The organism is Deferrisoma camini S3R1, from assembly GCF_000526155.1.
Taxonomy (GTDB): Bacteria; Desulfobacterota; Deferrisomatia; order Deferrisomatales; family Deferrisomataceae; genus Deferrisoma; species Deferrisoma camini.
In genome coordinates, this window is record NZ_JAFN01000001.1 from 2,043,824 (window position 1) to 2,060,107 (window position 16,284).

Here is a 16,284-nt window from a genome sequence, read left to right on the forward strand (position 1 = left end):
TCGTCCCCTAACAGGCGTAGGCGATCTGGAGCCGGTCGGCCACGGCCTTGTCGGCCACGCTCAACCCGTCGGACATGCCGATCGGCAGCTCCGTGGACCGGCCCATGGGCGCGAAGATCTTCTTGAGTTCCTTGTCGGCGGCCACGAACACGTCCACCACCCGCTCGGCCACCTTGTCGGGGTCGAGCCGGCGGTAGAGCTTCGGGTCCTGGGTGGTGATGCCCCGGGGGCACTTTCCGGTGTTGCAGATGTTGCACCGGTTGCGCTCGTCGCCCAGGCACCCGGCCGCGGCCTGCATGATGTACTTGCCGCAGTCGGCGCCCGAGGCCCCCAGCATGATCAGCGCGGCCGCGTTGGCCGCCAGGTTGCCGCTCTTGCCCACCCCGCCGGCCGCGAACAGGGGCAGCTCGTTCTGCTTGCCGATCTTCACCAGGTTCAGGTAGCACTCCCGGAGGTTCGAGGCGATGGGGTGCCCCATCTTGTCCAGGCTCACGGTGTAGGCCGCGCCGGTTCCCCCGTCCTCGCCGTCGATGGTCAGGGCGGCGGCGAACGGGTTGCGGGCCAGGTTGTTCAGCACGGCCAGGGCGGTCTTGGTGCCCGAGATCTTGGGGTACACCGGCACCCGGAACCCGAACAGCATCGACATGGAGGTGATCATCTTCGCCACCGCCTCCTCGATGGAGTACTTGGTCTGGTGGGTCGGCGGCGAGGCCAGGTCCACGTACTCGGGCACGCCCCGGATCCGGGCGATGTGCTTGAGCACCTTGGCGGCCATGAGCAGACCCCCGTCGCCGGGCTTGGCGCCCTGGCCGTACTTGATCTCGATGGCCGCCGGGTCGCACTGCATCTCGGGCACGGCGTGGATGATCTCGTCCCACCCGAAGTAGCCCGAGGCGATCTGCAGGATGAAGTACTTGAGGAACGGGCTCTTCAGGAGCCGGGGCGGCATGCCGCCCTCCCCGGTGCACATCACCACCGGGATCTTCTCGACCTCGTTCAGGTACGCCACCCCCATGGCCAGCCCCTCCCACATGTGGGGCGACAGGGCCCCCACCGACATGCCCCCGATCCGGATCGGGAAGATCTCGCGCACCGGCGGGATGAACGGGGTGCCGTCTTTCACCAGGCTGTCGCCCTCCACCCGCAGGGGAAGCTGCTCGGGCGGCAGGTTCCGGCCCAGGTAGGTGCGCACCCGGAACTCGTGCCGTCCGGCGTCCAGGGCCGGGTCGGTGAGCATGGAGATCCGGGTGAACTTGAGCTGGTCCAGGGTGGACACGCCCGGGTCGTTGCGCCGGCCGCCCCGCTTGTAGGGCTCGCCGCCCTGGTTGATGTGCCAGTTGAACTTGTTGGCCGGGTTGAACTCGGGCCGGATCGCGTCGTTGGGGCACACCAGCCGGCAGGTGGCGCAGCCGATGCACCGGCGTCGGATGTCCGTGACCTGGCGCACCCCCGACACCACCTTGCGCACCGTGGTGGGCAGGGGGATCGGGCCGGTGGACTCCACCAGGCGCTTCTCGAACACCCCCGGTTCGATGGCCCGCACGGGGCACACCGCTGTGCACCGGCCGCACCGGGTGCACCGGGGGTCCTCCCAGCGGACGATGTAGGGGAGGTCGTTCAGGCTAAGCTGATGGTTGTGGTCGAGCCGTCCAACTGATTCCATATCTCGATCTCCTCTGCGCCGGGGCGCACCGCAACGAAGTCGTACTTCATCGGGAACACGTCCTTCTCGGTGTCCCGGTCCGGCACGGCCGCGGTCAGGCCACACACCTCGGACATGAGCCCCACCCGGCCCTTCACCCCGCCCACCACGCCGGGGCGAAGCTTCTTGGCATCCTGCACCATGAACACCGTGCCGTCCCGGTCGCACCCGATCACGCAGTTGGGGCCGTCGATGGTGAGCATGCGCAGGCTCCGCTTCATCAGCCGCAGGGCGTCGGCATCGGGCCTGCCCTCCATCTCCTCGTCCTTGAGGGGGGTGATCACGTCCTTGTAGTAGGGCAGGGGGTAGCCCAGCCGGTAGCGCATGAAGTGGAGGATGTGGGCGAACACCTCACTGTCGGAGTTGTACCCCACGTACCCCGGCTCGCCCCGGCTGGTCAGGTACTCCCGGATCGGCACGAAGGCCGTGTTCTCGCCGTTGGTCATGGTGAACACCCCCTGGATGAAGAAGGGGTGGCAGGCGTAGAGGTTGATGGCGTAGTTGGTGTTCTGGCGACCCTGGGCGAACACCACCCTGGCCGGGATCGGCTTCTTGTCCAGGCCGAAGAACTCCCCCACCTCCAGGGGGTCGCCCACGGCCTTCAGGGTGACCACGTCGGGCCAGAAGCTGAACACCCGGATCGACCCGCCGTCCCGCTCGCCCATGGCCCGGATTTCGAGGCGGGTGCGGAGCAGGAACTCGGCCTTCTCCTCGAACGGCTTGTCGCGGATGTGGTCCGGGTACTCGAACGCCTTCACGATGTAGCGATCGTGGCGCTCCACCGTGGGCCCGGGGTTGGGCGACAGCTCCGGCTCCCACATGTGCTTGGTGCGGAACCCCCTGGACACCATGAACTGGTCCAGGTCGTAGAACCCCTTCTCCGTGGTGATGGCCGACAGGACCGGGAACTCCTTGAGGTCCTCGAACTCCCCCCCCAGGTCCCGGAGGATGAGCCCCAGGCCCGAGCCATCGTGGCCCTCCTTCATGGTCTCGAGGGCGAGGATGTTCTCCATGGGGGAGAAGTACTCGTTGGAGATGATCGCGGCTAACCGGCACATGAATCGCTCTCCTTGGTGCCCCGGCCCCGGGGCGGGCTGCCTACTTTTCGGACACACCGATCAAATTCCGGACGGACTTTGTACCCCCTGGAACATGCCGGGTCAAGCGTTCTGTCTGCCTATTTTTTGGGCACACGCGGGGCTTTGTCCCGTTGGAAGGCTGGAAGGCTGGAAGGCTAGGAGGCTAGGAGGCTGGAAGCGGCGGATATGCAGGCGCTATCGCTCCCCGGTGGGAGGGGCAAGGGACCTGCCGGAGAGCCGGGCGCAGCCGGATCAACTGAACCCCTTGCCCCGGTCTCCGAGGTGACGCGCCCATTTTGTCGCCAGGTTGAGGCGGTTACTAATTCCGACGAAAGTATTGCCAGGCCCGTGCCCCCTTCCCCTTGGGGAGTACGGGGTGGGGGTCTGGTGGAGCGCCGGGCGCGGCCCCTTAGCTCGCCGCGCCCCCGAACGTCCGGATCTCCACCGGCTTCCGGGGGTTCCGCTGTCGTCGCCTGGACCGACGGGCTGGCAACGGCATGAGACGGCGCGGCGATCGGATGCCGCACTCGCGCCCGGCCGGAACCAGGCCCCCACCCCGTACCCTGGCAATACATTTGAAGGTCTTAATAAACGGACGCGGTCCCCTCCCTGACCGGAGGGCATGGGGGCTTCTGGTGGGGTGCCGGGAGCGGGATCAGTCTCCTCCGGCGCTCACCGAGACGAACCGGAGCCCCTCCTCCGATGCCCGCATCCCGTGGGCCTCGCCCTCGGGCACGAACACCAGGGTCCCCGCCCCCACCGGGTGCTCGGCCTCGGGGGTCAGGAACCACCCCGATCCCTCGGTCACCACCCACACGTGGTCGCCCGCGTGCACGTGGGGCCGGATCTGGTCGCCGGGGTCGAGCCTCCACACCGTGACCCGGCTGTGGGCCCCCGAGGCCACGGGGTTCTTGCGTTCGGTCGTGTGCTCCGAGATCCGGGTGATCTTCATCGGGCGTCTCCTCAGCCCTTTCGGGCCGCCTTCTCGGCGAGGCCCGAGGTGCCGAACCGCCGGGCCAGCTCCTCCGCCACCCTCTGGGGGTCGATGCCCCGATGCCCCAAAAGAACGAGGCAGTGGAACACCAGGTCCGCCAGCTCGTACACCAGGGCGTCGTCGTCCCCGGACTTGCCGGCCAACAGGACCTCGACCGCCTCCTCTCCCACCTTCTGGAGGATCTTGTCCTCCCCCTTCCCGAGCAGCCGACACACGTACGAGTCGGCGCGGGGGTTGGCCTTGCGGTCCAGAATGACCTCGTACACGCGTCGCAGGATGTCGGCGGTCGGAGGCTGGGGATTCCTGGTCATGACTCGGCCCCTTGGTCCTCGAGCCGCACCGGCACCCCCCGCTCGGCCAGGTACCGCTTGACCTCGCCCACCGTGAGCTCTCGAAAGTGGAAGATGCTGGCCGCGAGCGCCGCGTCGGCCCGGCCGGCCGTGAGGGCCTCGTACATGTGGTGGGCGTTGCCCGCGCCGCCCGACGCGATCACCGGGATCTCCACCGCCTCGGCCACGGCCCGGGTCAGGGCGATGTCGAACCCGTCCTTGGTGCCGTCGCAGTCCATGCTGGTCAGCAGGATCTCGCCGGCACCCAGGGCCTCGACCCGGCGGGCCCACTCCACCGCGTCCAGGCCGGTGGGACGGCGCCCTCCGTGGGTGTACACCTCCCAGCCCTCTTCCGGCCCCTCGCCCCGGCGCTTCGCGTCGATGGCCACCACGATGCACTGGGACCCGAACCGCTGGCTGGCCTCGGCCACCAACTCCGGTCGCTGCACCGCCGCGGTGTTGATGGAGACCTTGTCGGCCCCCGCCAAGAGCAGCCGCCGCACGTCGTCCACCGCGCGCACCCCGCCGCCCACCGTGACCGGCATGAACACCCGCTCGGCCGTGGCCCGCACCACGTCGATGATGATGTCCCGCTCGTCGCTCGAGGCGGTGATGTCGAGAAAGGTGAGCTCGTCCGCGCCCTGGGCGTCGTAGAGCTCGGCCACCTCCACCGGGTCGCCGGCGTCGCGAAGGTTCACGAAGTTCGTGCCCTTCACGACCCGGCCGGCGTTCACGTCAAGGCAAGGGATGATCCGTTTCGCGAGCATGGGTTCTCGGCTGGAAGGCTAGAAGGCTAGAAAGCCATCATTATCAAGCCGACGGACAAACAGGCGCTAGAGCCTCTGTTCGGGGGGCAAGGGACCTGCCGTAGAGCCCTTAGCTCGCCGCGCAGCGCCTCTGGCGCTCGGAACACGAAGTGGTTCGGATTCCACCAAGTTGCCACGAAACCAGCTCTTCAGTCCCGTGCCTGCGCGGCGAATCGCATGCCCGGCTTCGCGCCCGGCCGGAGGCAGATCCCTTGTCCAGCGGCCTTGCAAGCGCGGCTGTTCCGCCGCCGAAACGATGAGCCGCTGGGAGGCCTGGGCACCCAAGCCCCGTGCGTTCATCTCGGGTCTCCCGTTGGGCCTTGGGCCACGGCGATGGCCTCGGCCAGGTCCAGGGTGCCCTCGTACAGGGCCCGGCCGGTGATGACCCCCACCACCCCGTGGGCCTCCAGGGGAATCAACCGCTCAATGTCCCGCAGGGTCGACACCCCGCCCGAGGCGATCACGGGCCGGCCGGCGGCCCGGGCAAACGCGGCCGTGGCCTCCAGGTTCACCCCGGTCTGCATGCCGTCGCGCTCGATGTCGGTGAAGATGAACCCGGCCGCCCCTCGGCCCGCCAAGTCCCGGGCCAGGTCCTCGGCCGCCACGTCCGTGACGTCGGCCCACCCCCGCACGGCCACCCGGCCGGCCCGGGCGTCGATGCCCACCAGCACCCGCTCCGGATGGGCCTCGGCCAGGCGGGCCACCAGGTCCGGGTCCTCGAGGGCGGCCGTACCCAGGATCACGTAGTCCACCCCCTCGGCGAACAGGGCCTCGGCCGTGGCCCGGTCCCGGATGCCGCCCCCCAGCTCGATCGGCACGTCCACGGCCCGACGGATCGCCCGGATCGCCTCCCGGTTCTCGGGCCTTCCCGCGAACGCGCCGTCCAGGTCCACCACGTGGATGCGGCGCGCGCCCGCCTCGGCCCACCGCCGGGCCACGGCGGCCGGGTCGTCGCCGTACACCGTGGCCTCGTCCATGCGGCCCTGCCGCAGCCGCACGCACCGGCCGCCCTTCAGATCGATCGCCGGAATCACGAGCATTTTTGTTTCCCTTCGGGAAACGCTGGGAGGCTGGGAAGCTGGAAGGCTGGAAGGCCTTTGCTTGAGCCCCCTCACCCCGGCCCTCTCCCCCGGGGGGAGAGGGAGGCGGTCCCAACGTTTTATGAATCTGGCGAGAAGCCCCCGCCCCCCTGCTCGGCGTGGCAAGGGGCCTGGTGGAGCGCCGGGCGTGGCTCCTACAGTCGCTGCATCCGGCACTCAGCCGATGCTCCCCTCGGCTATGGATTTTCAGAAGGCGCTCCCAGGGCTCGCCCCATCACCGTTCATGGGGCACCGGGCTGAGTGCCGGATGCAGCGTAAGCCGGATGCCGCACTCACGCACGGCCGGAACCAGGCCCCTTGCCACGCCCTCCGGGGAACAGCCCCCTATTTGCCCGCCGAGTCGACAACGTTCTCCCAGAACCCCCGGAGCAGCGCCAGCCCCACCCGCTGGCTCTTCTCGGGGTGAAACTGGCACGCGAACAGGTTCCCCCGGGCGACGGCCGAGGCGAACTCCACCCCGTACTCCGTGGTGGTCACCACCACGTCCGGGTCCTCGGGCACCGGGTAGTAGGAGTGCACGAAGTACACGTGGGCCCCGTCGGCCACCCCGGCCAGCACCGGGGTCTCGCGCACCTTGCGCAGGCGGTTCCAGCCCATGTGGGGCACCTTGCGCCGCTCCGAGGCCCCGGGATCGGGGTGGGGGAACCGAACCACCCGGCCGCGCAGGACTCCCAGCCCCGGCACCGGCCCGTTCTCCTCGCTCTCGTCGAACAGGAGCTGGTAGCCCACGCAGATCCCCAGGAACGGCGCGCCCTGCAGGATCCGGTCACGCACCACCTGGGCCAGCCCGAACGCCTCGAGCTTGCGGAGGCACTCCCCGAACTCCCCCTGGCCCGGCAGCACCACCGCGGCCGCGTCCCGCACCCGGGCGGGGTCGCGGCTCACCACGGCCGGCGCGCCCACGTGGGCCAGGGCCTTCTCCACGCTCCGGAGGTTTCCGGAGTCGTAGTCGATGACCACCACCTCCACGGCTTACAGGCTCCCCTTGGTCGAGGCCACCCCGGCCCGCCGGGGGTCTGCCGCGGCGGCCCGGCGCAGGGCCCGGCCGAACGCCTTGAACACGGCCTCGATCTTGTGGTGGCTGTTCCGGCCCGCCAGCACCCGCACGTGCAGGGTGATGCCGGCGTTGCGCACCAGGGCCTCGAAGAACTCCCGGAACAGCTCCGTGTCGAGGTCGCCCACCTTGCCCGGGGGGACGGCGTCGTCGTAGCTCAGGTGGGCCCGGCCGGAGAGGTCCAGGGCCACGTGGGCCAGGGCCTCGTCCATGGGCACCGTGGCCTCGCCGAACCGCTCCAGGCCGGCCCGGTCCCCCAGGGCCTCGGCCAGGGCCCGGCCCAGGCAGATACCCACGTCCTCCACGGTGTGATGGGCGTCCACGTGGAGGTCGCCCTCGGCCTCCACCGTGAGGTCCACCAGGCCGTGCACGGCCACGTGGGTCAGCATGTGGTCCAGGAACCCCACGCCGGTGGCGATCCGGTTCGCTCCGGTGCCGTCCAGGTCCAGGGTGAGCCGAACCGAGGTCTCTGCCGTCTTCCGCTCGATCTGGGCGCGTCGGGCCATCGGGGTCTCCGCTGACTGCCGTGAATCGTGAATCGTAAATCGTAAATCGTTGATCACTGGGACGAGAAGCCACTGACGGGAATCTGCCGCCCCCCCAGGACCGACCAACGACCTTCCAGCCTCCCAGCCTCCCAGCTTTCTAGCTTTCTAGCTTGCTAGCCTTCCAGCCTTCCCGCTTTCCCACCCTCTTCTCCACCGCCCGGGCGTGGGCCTCGAGCCCCTCCAGGCGCGCGATCCGCATGACCGGGGCGGCCAGGCGGGCGAGCGCGGCCGGCGAGAACGACAGCACGCTCGAGCGCTTCACGAAGTCTTCCACCCCCAGGGGGGAGAAGAACCGGGCCGTGCCGGCGGTGGGCAGCACGTGGTTGGGTCCGGCCAGGTAGTCGCCCAGGCTCTCGGGCGTGTGGTGTCCCAGGAACACGGCCCCGGCGTGCCGGATCCGGCCCAGCAGGTCCCAGGGCCGCTCCACCGCCAACTCCAGGTGCTCGGGGGCCACCCGGTTGGCCACCTCGCACGCCGCCTCCAGCGAGGGTACCACGAGAAGGGCTCCCCGGTCCTCCCAGCTCTTCCGGGCAGTCTCCGCCCGGGGCAGCCGGGCCAACTGGGTCTCCACCTCCCGGGCCACGGCCCGGGCGAACCCCTCGTCCGTGGCCACCAGGGCGGCCGTGGCCCAAGGGTCGTGCTCGGCCTGGCTCAAGAGGTCGGCCGCGATCCAGGCCGGCTCCCCCGACCCGTCGCTCACCACCAGGATCTCGCTGGGCCCGGCCACCATGTCGATGTCCACCCGACCGTACACCAGCCGCTTGGCCGTGGCCACGTAGATGTTGCCCGGCCCCACCACCTTGTCCACCCGGGGCACCGTGGCCGTGCCGAACGCCAGGCCCCCCACGGCCTGGGCGCCCCCGATCCGGTACACCTCCCTCACCCCGGCGAGCCAGGCCGCGGCCAGCACGTGGGGGTTCACCCGCCCGCCCGGGGTCGGGGTGACCATCACGACCCGTCCCACCCCGGCCACCCGGGCCGGCACGGCGTTCATGAACACGCTCGAGGGGTAGGCGGCCGTGCCGCCCGGCACGTACACCCCCACCGCGTCGAGCGGGGTGACCCGCTGGCCCAGAACCACGCCGTCCTCGTCGCAGAACCACGAGGCAGGGCGTTGGCGCTCGTGGAACGCCCGGATCCGCTCCTCGGCCAGGGCGAGCGCCTCGCGGTCCTCGGCCGGCAGCCCGTGCCACGCGGCCTCCAGCTCGGCCTCGGGGATCCGAAGGTCCCCGGGCGCCAGCTCGAGGCCGTCGAACCGCGCCGTGTACCGGCACAGGGCCTGGTCCCCCTCCCGGGCCACCGCCTCCAGGATCTCCCGGACGGCGGACTCCACGCCGGCCACGGCCTCGCCGGCGCCCCGGCTCACCAGCCGCTCGAGGATCCGATCCCCCTCGGGGGTACCCCAGCGCGCGATCGGCTTCATGACGCCTCCCCTCGTCTCCGAAACGTGCGAATCAGGTCCGAGATCTCGGCGGTCCGGGTCTTCATGGACGCCCGGTTCACAATCAGCCGGCAGGTGGACTCGAGAATGGTCTCCACCTCCACCAATCCGTTGCGCCGGAGCGTCTCGCCGGTGCTCACCAGGTCCACGATGGCGTCGGACAGCCCCACCAAAGGGGCCAGCTCGATGGAGCCGTACAGCTTGATCACCTCCACCTGCACCCCCTTGCGCCGGAAGTGGGCCTCGGCGAGCCGCGGGTACTTGGTGGCGATCCGCAGGTGCGAGCGGCCCGGCGCCGGCACCCGGTCGGCCGGGGCGGCCACGGCCAGCCGGCAGTACCCGAACCCCAGGTCCAGGGGCTCGTACACCTGGGGCTCCTGCTCCAGCAGCACGTCCCGGCCCACGATGCCCAGGTCGGCCGCGCCGTGCTCCACGTAGGTGGGCACGTCCTGGCCCCGGACCACCAGGAACCGGTACGGCGGCGCGTCGAACCGAAGCAGCCGCGAGTCCCCGCGGGCCACCGAGGCCGGCACCCCGCAGGCCTCGAGGAACGCGGTGGCGTCGTCCAGCACCCTCCCCTTGGGAAGGGCGAAGGTCAACGGCGCCGAGGTCTGGCTCTCCATGGAACCTCCTTATCAACCAGGCGGCCAAATGGTCGCTTCCGCTGCCTCGACCGGGGGCAAGGGACCTGCCGGAGAGCCGGGCGCGGCTCCTTAGCTCGCCGCGCAGCGCCTCCGGCGTTCGGACCTCGAAATGGTGCGCACTCCACCGAGTTGGAAAGAAACCAACTCCCCTGTCCCGTGCCGGCACGGCGAATCTCAACGCCCGGCTTCGCGCCCGGCCGGAGGCAGGTCCCTTGCCCCGCCCTCCGGAAGAAGCGAGGCTGCTTTGTCGCCGGGTTAACGCTCCCGTATCCGCCGGATCCGGGCGCCCAGGCCGGCCAGCTTCTCCTCCAGCCGCTCGTATCCGCGGTCCAGGTGGTACACCCGCGAGACCACCGTGGTGCCGTCGGCCACCAGGCCCGCCAGGACCAGGGCCGCGCTGGCCCGCAGGTCGGTGGCCATGACCCGGGCGCCCGACAGCCGCCGCACCCCCCGGACCACGGCGCTGCCCCCCTCCACCCGGATGTCCGCGCCCATGCGGTTGAGCTCGGGCACGTGCATGAACCGGTTCTCGAACACGGTCTCGGTGATCACGCTCAGGCCCCGGCCCACCGCCATCAGGGCCATGAACTGGGCCTGCATGTCGGTGGGGAACCCGGGGTAGGGCCCGGTGCGCACGTCCACGCTGCGGGCCCGGCCGTCACCGCGGACCCGCAGGCCGTCCTTCACGGGATCCACCCGGGCTCCGGCCTGCTTGAGCTTCGCCACCAGCGCGTCCAGGTGGTCGGCCCGGGCCCCCCGCACCGTGACCTCGCCCCCGCACAGGGCGCCCGCCACCAGGAACGTGCCGGCCTCGATCCGGTCGGGGACCGGCAGGTGATCCATGGGGCCCAACTCGCCCACCCCGTCGATCTCGATCACCGAGGAGCCGGCGCCCCGCACCCGACCGCCCATGGCGTTGAGGCAACGGGCCAGGTCCTCCACCTCGGGCTCCCGGGCCGCGTTCTCGATCACGGTGCGGCCCTCGGCCAGGGCGGCGGCCATCATCAGGTTCTCGGTGCCGGTCACGGTGGGCAGGTCCAGCACGATCCGGGCCCCCCGAAGCCGCCGGGCCGTGACCTCCACGTATCCGTGCTCGAGCACGACCCGGGCCCCCATGGCCTCCAGCCCCTTCAGGTGCATGTCGATCGGCCTAGCGCCGATGGCGCAGCCGCCGGGCAGGCTCACCCGGGCCCGGCCGAACCGGGCCACCAGGGGTCCGAGCACCAGCACCGAGGCCCGCATGGTCTTCACCAGCTCGTAGGGGGCCTCCCGGCCGGGCACCCGGGCGGCGTCGACCCACAGCCCCCCGTCGCCGAACTCCACCCCCGCCCCCAGGTGCTCCAGGAGCCGGGCCAGGGTGCGCACATCGCTCAGGCGGGGCACCCGCCGGAGCCGGCTCCGGCCCGGGGCCAGGAGCGCCGCGGCCATGAGCGGCAGCACCGCGTTCTTGGCCGGGCTCACCTCCACCGTGCCCGTCAGCCTGGCCCCGCCCTCGATCTCGATCGCGTCCATGGGTTGAGTCGCTCGGAAGCTCGGAAGCTCGAAAGCTTGAAAGCTTGAAAGCTAGAAGGCTAGAAAGCATATGGCGACGGTGGGGCTGGGGGCTCCGACGAAGCGCGACGGCCGAGCAGCCCGGGAAAACCACGAAATTTCCGAAACACGACACTAGGGCCCGCCGGAACCAGGCCCCATGCACAACCCCAAAGGAACGAGCCTATCTTGTCGCCTTTACAGCAGAGCCACGGCCACCCGGGGGATGCCGGCCAGGTCGTCTCGGATCTCCACCTGGGAGAACCCCGCCTCCTCCAGGATCGCGGCGACAGCGCGTTCCTGCCCCCTGCCGAACTCCAGGACCAACCGGCCGCCGGGCGCGAGGAACCCGGCCGCCGCGGCCGCGATGCGCCGGATCACGGCGAGGCCGTCGGGGCCGCCGTCCAGGGCGCCGCGGGGCTCGAACCGGTTCACCTCGGGCTCCAGGGTCTCCAGCTCTGCCGTGGGCACGTACGGCGGGTTCGACACGATCCGGTCGAACCGCTCGCCGCCCACCGGCCCGAACAGGTCCCCCTGCCGGAGCTCCAGCCGGTCGGCTACCCCCAGGGATCCGGCGTTCTCCCGGGCCACCTCGAGGGCCTCGGCCGAGGCGTCCACCCCGACCCCGGTCCACCCCGGCCGCTCCCGCAGAAACGCGACCACCACGCACCCCGACCCGGTGCCGAGGTCCAGGACCCGGCCGGTGTCGGCCGTCCCCTCCAGGGCCGCCTCCACCAGGAGCTCGGTCTCGGGCCGGGGCACCAGCACGCCGGGCGCCACCCGGAACCGCAGGGACCAGAACTCCCTCTCCCCGGTGATGTAGGCCACCGGCTCCCGCCGGGCCCGGCGGCGCACCGCCTCCCGGTACGCGGCCACCTCGGCCTCCTCCAGGGGCTTGTCGAACTCGGTGTACAGACGGATCCGGGGCACCCCCAGCACGTGGGCCAGCAGCACCTCGGCGTCCAGTCGGGGGTTGGCCACTCCCCGGCCGGCCAGGTACTCGGCGGTCAGCCGCACCAGCTCGAGGGGGGTTCGGGTCACTGGGTCTCGTGGGCGAGGCTCTTGGCCTGGGCGTGGGCCTGGAGGGCGTCGATCACCGGGTCCAGGCCGCCCTCCAGCACCTCCTGGAGCCGGTACAGGGTCAGGTTGATCCGGTGGTCGGTCACCCGGCCCTGGGGAAAGTTGTAGGTGCGGATCCGCTCGCTCCGGTCTCCGCTTCCCACCTGGGCCTTCCGGGCCTGGCTCCGGGCCTGGTCGGCCTCCTGCTTGGCCCGCTCGAACAGCCGGGCCTGCAGGATCTTCATGGCCCGGGCCCGGTTCTTGTGCTGGGACTTCTCGTCCTGGCAGGCCACGGTGATGCCCGTGGGCAGGTGGGTGATCCTCACGGCCGACTCGGTGCGGTTCACGTGCTGCCCGCCGGCCCCGCTCGCGCGGAACACCTCGATCCTGAGGTCCTCGGGCAGCACGTCCACGTCCACGTCGTCGGCTTCGGGCAGCACCGCCACGGTCACGGCCGAGGTGTGGATGCGCCCCCCCGACTCGGTCACCGGCACCCGCTGCACCCGGTGCACCCCGCTCTCGAACTTGAGCCGGCTGTAGGCGTTGCGGCCCTCGATCAGGGCGATCACCTCCTTGAACCCGCCGATCCCGGTGGGGTTGGAGCTCAGCACCTCCACCTTCCAGCCCCGCTCCTCGGCGTACCGGGCGTACATCCGGAACAGCTCGGCCGCGAACAGGGCCGCCTCCTCCCCGCCCGTGCCGGCCCGGATCTCCAGAATCACGTTCTTGCGGTCCAGGGGATCCTTGGGCGTCAGGAGCTCCCGGAGCCGAGCCTCCACCCGGGACAACCCGGCCCGGGCCTCCTCCAGGTCCTCGGCGGCCAGGTCGCCCAGCTCCGGGTCGTCCAGGAGCGAGCGGGCCTCCTCCTCGCGGGCCTTCAGATCCCGGTACTCCCGGTAGGTCTCCACCACCTCCCGGAGCTCGGCGTGCTCCTGGGCCAGCTTCCGGTACCGGTCCGGGTCCGACAGCACCGCAGGGTCTGAGAGCTCCCGGTTGAGCCCCTCGTACCGGGCCTCCACCCCCTGGAGCCGCTCCAGCCAGGCCTCAGCCCCCATGCGCCCCCTCCAGCAACGGCGCCAGCTCGGCGCGCACCTCGGCCGCCTGGCCGCAGGAGTACTCCCCCTCGGGGCACGGACCCCGCAGGCACCCCGGCCCCGCACCCCGGAACAGCCGGGGCGCCACCGGCACCACGGCCCGCAGCATCTCCCGGACCAGGTCCCGGATCTCCCACTGTGCCCGGCGGCACAGCCGCAGGGCGAACACGTGCCGGAGTTCCCGGGCGTTCATGGTGACCACCAGCTTGGTCTCGCAGGCGTTGGGCAGCAGGTACCGCGCGTCCTCGGCCGGCACCCCGGCCTCCACCAGCTCCCGGTACAGCGCCCACACCCCTTCCACCGCCTGGCGGAACCGGGCCTCGCGCTCCGGGTCGTCCGCCACCGTGGGTGGCACCACCACCCGGGGCTCGTCCAGCCGCACGTACCTCTGGCTCTGCTGGGAGTAGCTGGCCAGCCGGTGCCGCACCAGCTGGTGGGAGCAGGCCCGGCTGACGCCCTCGACCCCGAAGGTGAACGAGGCGTGCTCCAGGGCCGAGAAGTGGCCCATGGACACCAGCTTGTCGAGCAGGCTCCCCACCTCGTCGGGGCCCAGGTCGCGAGCCAGCCCCTCGACCCCTCGGGCCGAGTAGCACAGCCGGGCGGCCAGGGCCACCGTCCGCTCCGGGTCGGGGGTGTGGCTCAGAAGCCGGACCGCAGCGGCCACGATCGCCTACTCTTCTTCCTTCTTCTTGTCGAGCCCGTACTTTCGCAGGAACCGCTCCACCCGACCCGCCGTGTCCACCACCTTCTCCTTGCCCGTGAAGAACGGGTGGCACTGGGAGCAGATCTCGGTGTGGATCTCGGGCTTGGTGGACCGGGTCTCGAAGGTGGCCCCGCACGAGCAGGTGACCACGGCCTTGTCGTAGTTGGGATGGATGCCTTCCTTCATGACGCGCACCTCGCTGGGTTGGGATTGACCTCGGAAACCCGCGACGATACCACCCGCGCGTGGCAAAGGGCAACCCCGCTTGACACTTTGGAGGACCGCCCCCTATACTCCGGGCCCACACCGGCCGGAGTGGTGAAACTGGTAGACGCGCCGGACTCAAAATCCGGTGGGCTTCGCGCCCGTGGGGGTTCGAGTCCCCCCTCCGGCACCAAACGGAAGCGGAAGCGGGTTGCGCCGAAAGCAACCCGCTTTGCCGTTCGGGCTCCCGCCGAAAGGCCTGCCTTGACCCCATCGCGCTCCCCCATGTTCCGGTACCTGGCGGTGCTCACCGTGGCGTCCATGGTGGGCCTCCAGGGCTGGCGCACCCTGTTCAACAACTTCGCCGTGGAGGTGGCCGGGCTCGACGGCGGGCACGTGGGGGTGATCCAGTCCGTCCGGGAGATCCCCGGCTTCCTCACGTTCCTGGTGGTGTACGCTCTCCTGGTGGTCCGCGAGCACCGGCTGGCGGCCCTGTCCATCGTACTTCTGGGTCTGGGGGTGGGAATCACCGGGTTCCTGCCGTCCTACGGCGGGCTGGTGGCCACCACCCTGCTGATGAGCCTGGGGTTCCACTACTACGAGACCGCGAACCAGTCCCTGACCCTCCAGTACTTCGACCGGGAGACCTCGCCCCTGGTGTTCGGCCGGCTCCGGGCCGTGGCCGCGGCCTCGAACATCGCGGTGGGCGCAGCCATCTTCGTGCTGGCCCCGTTCCTGGGATACCGGGAGCTCTACCTGGCGGTGGGCGGGCTGGTGCTCCTGGCGGGGGCGTGGGCCCTGACCCGGGATCCCTCCCGGAGGGACCTGCCCCTCCAGCGCAAGGGCATGGTCCTGCGACGGCGGTACCTGCTGTACTACGTGCTCACGTTCCTGGCGGGGGCCCGTCGCCAGATCTTCGTGGCCTTCTCGGTGTTCCTGCTCGTGAAGGTGTTCCGGTACACGGTGCGCGAGATCACCGTGCTGTTCCTGCTGAACAACGCGGTCAACTACTTCGTGAGCCCCTGGATCGGGCGGGCCATCGTGCGGTTCGGGGAGCGGCGGGTGCTGTCCGTGGAGTACGGCCTGCTGGTCTTCATCTTCCTGGGGTACGCGTTCACCGGCTCCCGGTGGGTGGCTGCCGGGCTGTACGTGATCGACCACATCCTGTTCAACTTCTCCATCGCCATCCGCACGTACTTCCAGAAGATCGGGGACCCGGAGGACGCGGCCCCCACCATGGCCGTGGGGTTCGCCATCAACCACGTGGCGGCCGTGGTGCTCCCGGCCGTGGGGGGCGCCCTGTGGATGATCGACTACCGGGTGCCGTTCCTGGCGGGGGCGGCGCTCAGCCTGGTGTCCGTGGCCGCGGTGCAGCGGATCCGGGTGCCCGCGAGGGCGTGACCGGGCGCAGATCGGGGCGGAACCCTCCCCTGCGGAGCGCCGCGATCAGGTCGGCCCGGGACCGGACGGGGGCGTCGAACCGGGTGGCCACCCGCCCCAGCTCGGCGAGACGGTGGGCGTCGCTCCCGGCGGTCACGCCCACACCGTGGGCGCGCTCCCAGGCGCGGACCCGGGCGTCGTCCCCCGGCCGGTTCCGGCCGTTCCTCCCTTCCACCACCCGGCACAGGCCCCGGCGCACCAGGGCTTCGGGCACCTCGCGGCCCGGCCGGAACGGGTGGGCCGCCACCGCCACGCCCCCGGCCCGATCCACGAGCCGCAGCAAGGCCTCGGCCGTCAGGCCGGGTCGGAGCTCCTCGAACGGCCCGAAGATCAGGAAGTCCCCCTGGTCCGTGGAGTACTCCATTCCCACCACCACGCACAGGCCGTCGGGCTGCACCCCCTCCGTTACCGACCGGGCCGCGGCCATGGTATGGTGATCGGTGATGCACACCCCGTCGAGGCCCAGGCCGCGGGCGTGGGCCAGGAGCTCGGCCACGGTGAGCCGGCTGCAGGGCGAGAGGTCCGTATGCACGTGGAGATCGAACCGGAGCATGGCC

17 protein-coding genes and 1 tRNA gene are annotated in these 16,284 nt (G+C 70.9%); 2 read left to right on the forward strand and 16 right to left on the reverse strand.

Going from position 1 to position 16,284, the window contains the following annotated elements:
- Positions 1–7: 7 nt before the first annotated feature.
- The 15 genes from DEFCA_RS0108970 to rpmE all read right to left on the reverse strand — a co-directional run bounded on the left by DEFCA_RS0108970 (position 8) and on the right by rpmE (position 14,269).
- Positions 8–1,663 (reverse strand): glutamate synthase-related protein, encoded by a 1,656-nt coding sequence (locus tag DEFCA_RS0108970; RefSeq protein ID WP_025322692.1) that lies wholly within the window; start codon positions 1,661–1,663, stop codon positions 8–10.
- Positions 1,618–2,760 (reverse strand): class II glutamine amidotransferase domain-containing protein, encoded by a 1,143-nt coding sequence (locus DEFCA_RS0108975; RefSeq protein ID WP_025322693.1) that lies wholly within the window; start codon positions 2,758–2,760, stop codon positions 1,618–1,620. Before DEFCA_RS0108975 ends, DEFCA_RS0108970 begins: the two co-directional genes overlap by 46 nt.
- Before the next feature lie 676 nt (positions 2,761–3,436).
- Positions 3,437–3,733 carry a cupin domain-containing protein gene (locus tag DEFCA_RS19375; RefSeq protein ID WP_025322694.1) on the reverse strand — a complete coding sequence of 99 codons (297 nt, stop codon included), beginning with the start codon at positions 3,731–3,733 and terminating at the stop codon, positions 3,437–3,439.
- An 11-nt stretch (positions 3,734–3,744) separates the two neighbouring features.
- On the reverse strand, positions 3,745–4,086 hold the full coding sequence (locus tag DEFCA_RS0108985) for a phosphoribosyl-ATP diphosphatase (protein ID WP_025322695.1): 342 nt from the start codon (positions 4,084–4,086) through the stop codon (positions 3,745–3,747).
- Positions 4,083–4,871, reverse strand: a complete 789-nt coding sequence (gene hisF, locus DEFCA_RS0108990; RefSeq protein ID WP_025322696.1) for an imidazole glycerol phosphate synthase subunit HisF — start codon at positions 4,869–4,871, stop codon at positions 4,083–4,085. The genes DEFCA_RS0108985 and hisF overlap by 4 nt, the downstream gene beginning before the upstream one ends.
- A 335-nt stretch (positions 4,872–5,206) precedes the next feature.
- The gene (gene hisA / locus DEFCA_RS0108995) at positions 5,207–5,950 is read right to left on the reverse strand and encodes a 1-(5-phosphoribosyl)-5-[(5-phosphoribosylamino)methylideneamino]imidazole-4-carboxamide isomerase (RefSeq protein ID WP_025322697.1); all 744 of its coding nucleotides are present in this window, start codon (positions 5,948–5,950) and stop codon (positions 5,207–5,209) included.
- A gap of 384 nt (positions 5,951–6,334) precedes the next feature.
- Positions 6,335–6,979 carry an imidazole glycerol phosphate synthase subunit HisH gene (gene hisH, locus DEFCA_RS0109000; protein ID WP_025322698.1) on the reverse strand — a complete coding sequence of 215 codons (645 nt, stop codon included), beginning with the start codon at positions 6,977–6,979 and terminating at the stop codon, positions 6,335–6,337.
- 3 nt (positions 6,980–6,982) lie between these two features.
- Complete coding sequence (gene hisB / locus DEFCA_RS0109005) at positions 6,983–7,570, reverse strand: imidazoleglycerol-phosphate dehydratase HisB (RefSeq protein ID WP_025322699.1); 588 nt, start codon at positions 7,568–7,570, stop codon at positions 6,983–6,985.
- Between the two features lie 139 nt (positions 7,571–7,709).
- On the reverse strand, positions 7,710–9,035 hold the full coding sequence (gene hisD / locus DEFCA_RS0109010) for a histidinol dehydrogenase (RefSeq protein WP_025322700.1): 1,326 nt from the start codon (positions 9,033–9,035) through the stop codon (positions 7,710–7,712).
- A complete protein-coding gene (gene hisG, locus DEFCA_RS0109015; RefSeq protein WP_025322701.1) occupies positions 9,032–9,676 on the reverse strand; it encodes an ATP phosphoribosyltransferase in 645 nt (214 codons plus the stop codon). Before hisG ends, hisD begins: the two co-directional genes overlap by 4 nt.
- Positions 9,677–9,952: 276 nt before the next feature.
- Positions 9,953–11,209 carry a UDP-N-acetylglucosamine 1-carboxyvinyltransferase gene (gene murA / locus DEFCA_RS0109020; protein ID WP_025322702.1) on the reverse strand — a complete coding sequence of 419 codons (1,257 nt, stop codon included), beginning with the start codon at positions 11,207–11,209 and terminating at the stop codon, positions 9,953–9,955.
- Between the two features lie 216 nt (positions 11,210–11,425).
- Positions 11,426–12,268 carry a peptide chain release factor N(5)-glutamine methyltransferase gene (gene prmC / locus DEFCA_RS0109025; protein WP_025322703.1) on the reverse strand — a complete coding sequence of 281 codons (843 nt, stop codon included), beginning with the start codon at positions 12,266–12,268 and terminating at the stop codon, positions 11,426–11,428.
- Entirely contained in the window at positions 12,265–13,341 is a 1,077-nt protein-coding gene (gene prfA / locus DEFCA_RS0109030; protein ID WP_029733834.1) for a peptide chain release factor 1, read from the reverse strand. The genes prmC and prfA overlap by 4 nt, the downstream gene beginning before the upstream one ends.
- Positions 13,331–14,044 carry an FAD-dependent thymidylate synthase gene (gene thyX / locus DEFCA_RS0109035; RefSeq protein ID WP_025322705.1) on the reverse strand — a complete coding sequence of 238 codons (714 nt, stop codon included), beginning with the start codon at positions 14,042–14,044 and terminating at the stop codon, positions 13,331–13,333. The genes prfA and thyX overlap by 11 nt, the downstream gene beginning before the upstream one ends.
- A gap of 6 nt (positions 14,045–14,050) precedes the next feature.
- Positions 14,051–14,269, reverse strand: coding sequence for a 50S ribosomal protein L31 (gene rpmE / locus DEFCA_RS0109040; RefSeq protein ID WP_025322706.1), 219 nt, complete (start codon positions 14,267–14,269; stop codon positions 14,051–14,053).
- Between the two features lie 123 nt (positions 14,270–14,392).
- Here rpmE and DEFCA_RS0109045 point away from each other — a divergent pair.
- Positions 14,393–14,480, forward strand: a tRNA-Leu gene (locus tag DEFCA_RS0109045).
- Between the two features lie 92 nt (positions 14,481–14,572).
- Complete coding sequence (locus DEFCA_RS0109050; protein ID WP_035802889.1) at positions 14,573–15,688, forward strand: MFS transporter; 1,116 nt, start codon at positions 14,573–14,575, stop codon at positions 15,686–15,688.
- Here DEFCA_RS0109050 and DEFCA_RS0109055 read toward each other — a convergent pair.
- Entirely contained in the window at positions 15,633–16,280 is a 648-nt protein-coding gene (locus DEFCA_RS0109055) for a PHP-associated domain-containing protein (RefSeq protein WP_025322708.1), read from the reverse strand. The genes DEFCA_RS0109050 and DEFCA_RS0109055 overlap by 56 nt on opposite strands.
- Between the last annotated feature and the right edge of the window lie 4 nt (positions 16,281–16,284).

Bases quoted from the DNA above. Each gene is read 5' to 3' on its own strand.
- DEFCA_RS0108970 (WP_025322692.1), bottom strand. From the start codon at position 1,663: ATGGAATCAGTTGGACGGCTCGACCACAACCATCAGCTTAGCCTGAAC.
- DEFCA_RS0108975 (WP_025322693.1), bottom strand. From the start codon at position 2,760: ATGTGCCGGTTAGCCGCGATCATCTCCAACGAGTACTTCTCCCCCATG.
- DEFCA_RS19375 (WP_025322694.1), bottom strand. From the start codon at position 3,733: ATGAAGATCACCCGGATCTCGGAGCACACGACCGAACGCAAGAACCCC.
- DEFCA_RS0108985 (WP_025322695.1), bottom strand. From the start codon at position 4,086: ATGACCAGGAATCCCCAGCCTCCGACCGCCGACATCCTGCGACGCGTG.
- hisF (WP_025322696.1), bottom strand. From the start codon at position 4,871: ATGCTCGCGAAACGGATCATCCCTTGCCTTGACGTGAACGCCGGCCGG.
- hisA (WP_025322697.1), bottom strand. From the start codon at position 5,950: ATGCTCGTGATTCCGGCGATCGATCTGAAGGGCGGCCGGTGCGTGCGG.
- hisB (WP_025322699.1), bottom strand. From the start codon at position 7,570: ATGGCCCGACGCGCCCAGATCGAGCGGAAGACGGCAGAGACCTCGGTT.
- hisD (WP_025322700.1), bottom strand. From the start codon at position 9,035: ATGAAGCCGATCGCGCGCTGGGGTACCCCCGAGGGGGATCGGATCCTC.
- hisG (WP_025322701.1), bottom strand. From the start codon at position 9,676: ATGGAGAGCCAGACCTCGGCGCCGTTGACCTTCGCCCTTCCCAAGGGG.
- murA (WP_025322702.1), bottom strand. From the start codon at position 11,209: ATGGACGCGATCGAGATCGAGGGCGGGGCCAGGCTGACGGGCACGGTG.
- prfA (WP_029733834.1), bottom strand. From the start codon at position 13,341: ATGGGGGCTGAGGCCTGGCTGGAGCGGCTCCAGGGGGTGGAGGCCCGG.
- rpmE (WP_025322706.1), bottom strand. From the start codon at position 14,269: ATGAAGGAAGGCATCCATCCCAACTACGACAAGGCCGTGGTCACCTGC.
- DEFCA_RS0109050 (WP_035802889.1), top strand. From the start codon at position 14,573: ATGTTCCGGTACCTGGCGGTGCTCACCGTGGCGTCCATGGTGGGCCTC.
- DEFCA_RS0109055 (WP_025322708.1), bottom strand. From the start codon at position 16,280: ATGCTCCGGTTCGATCTCCACGTGCATACGGACCTCTCGCCCTGCAGC.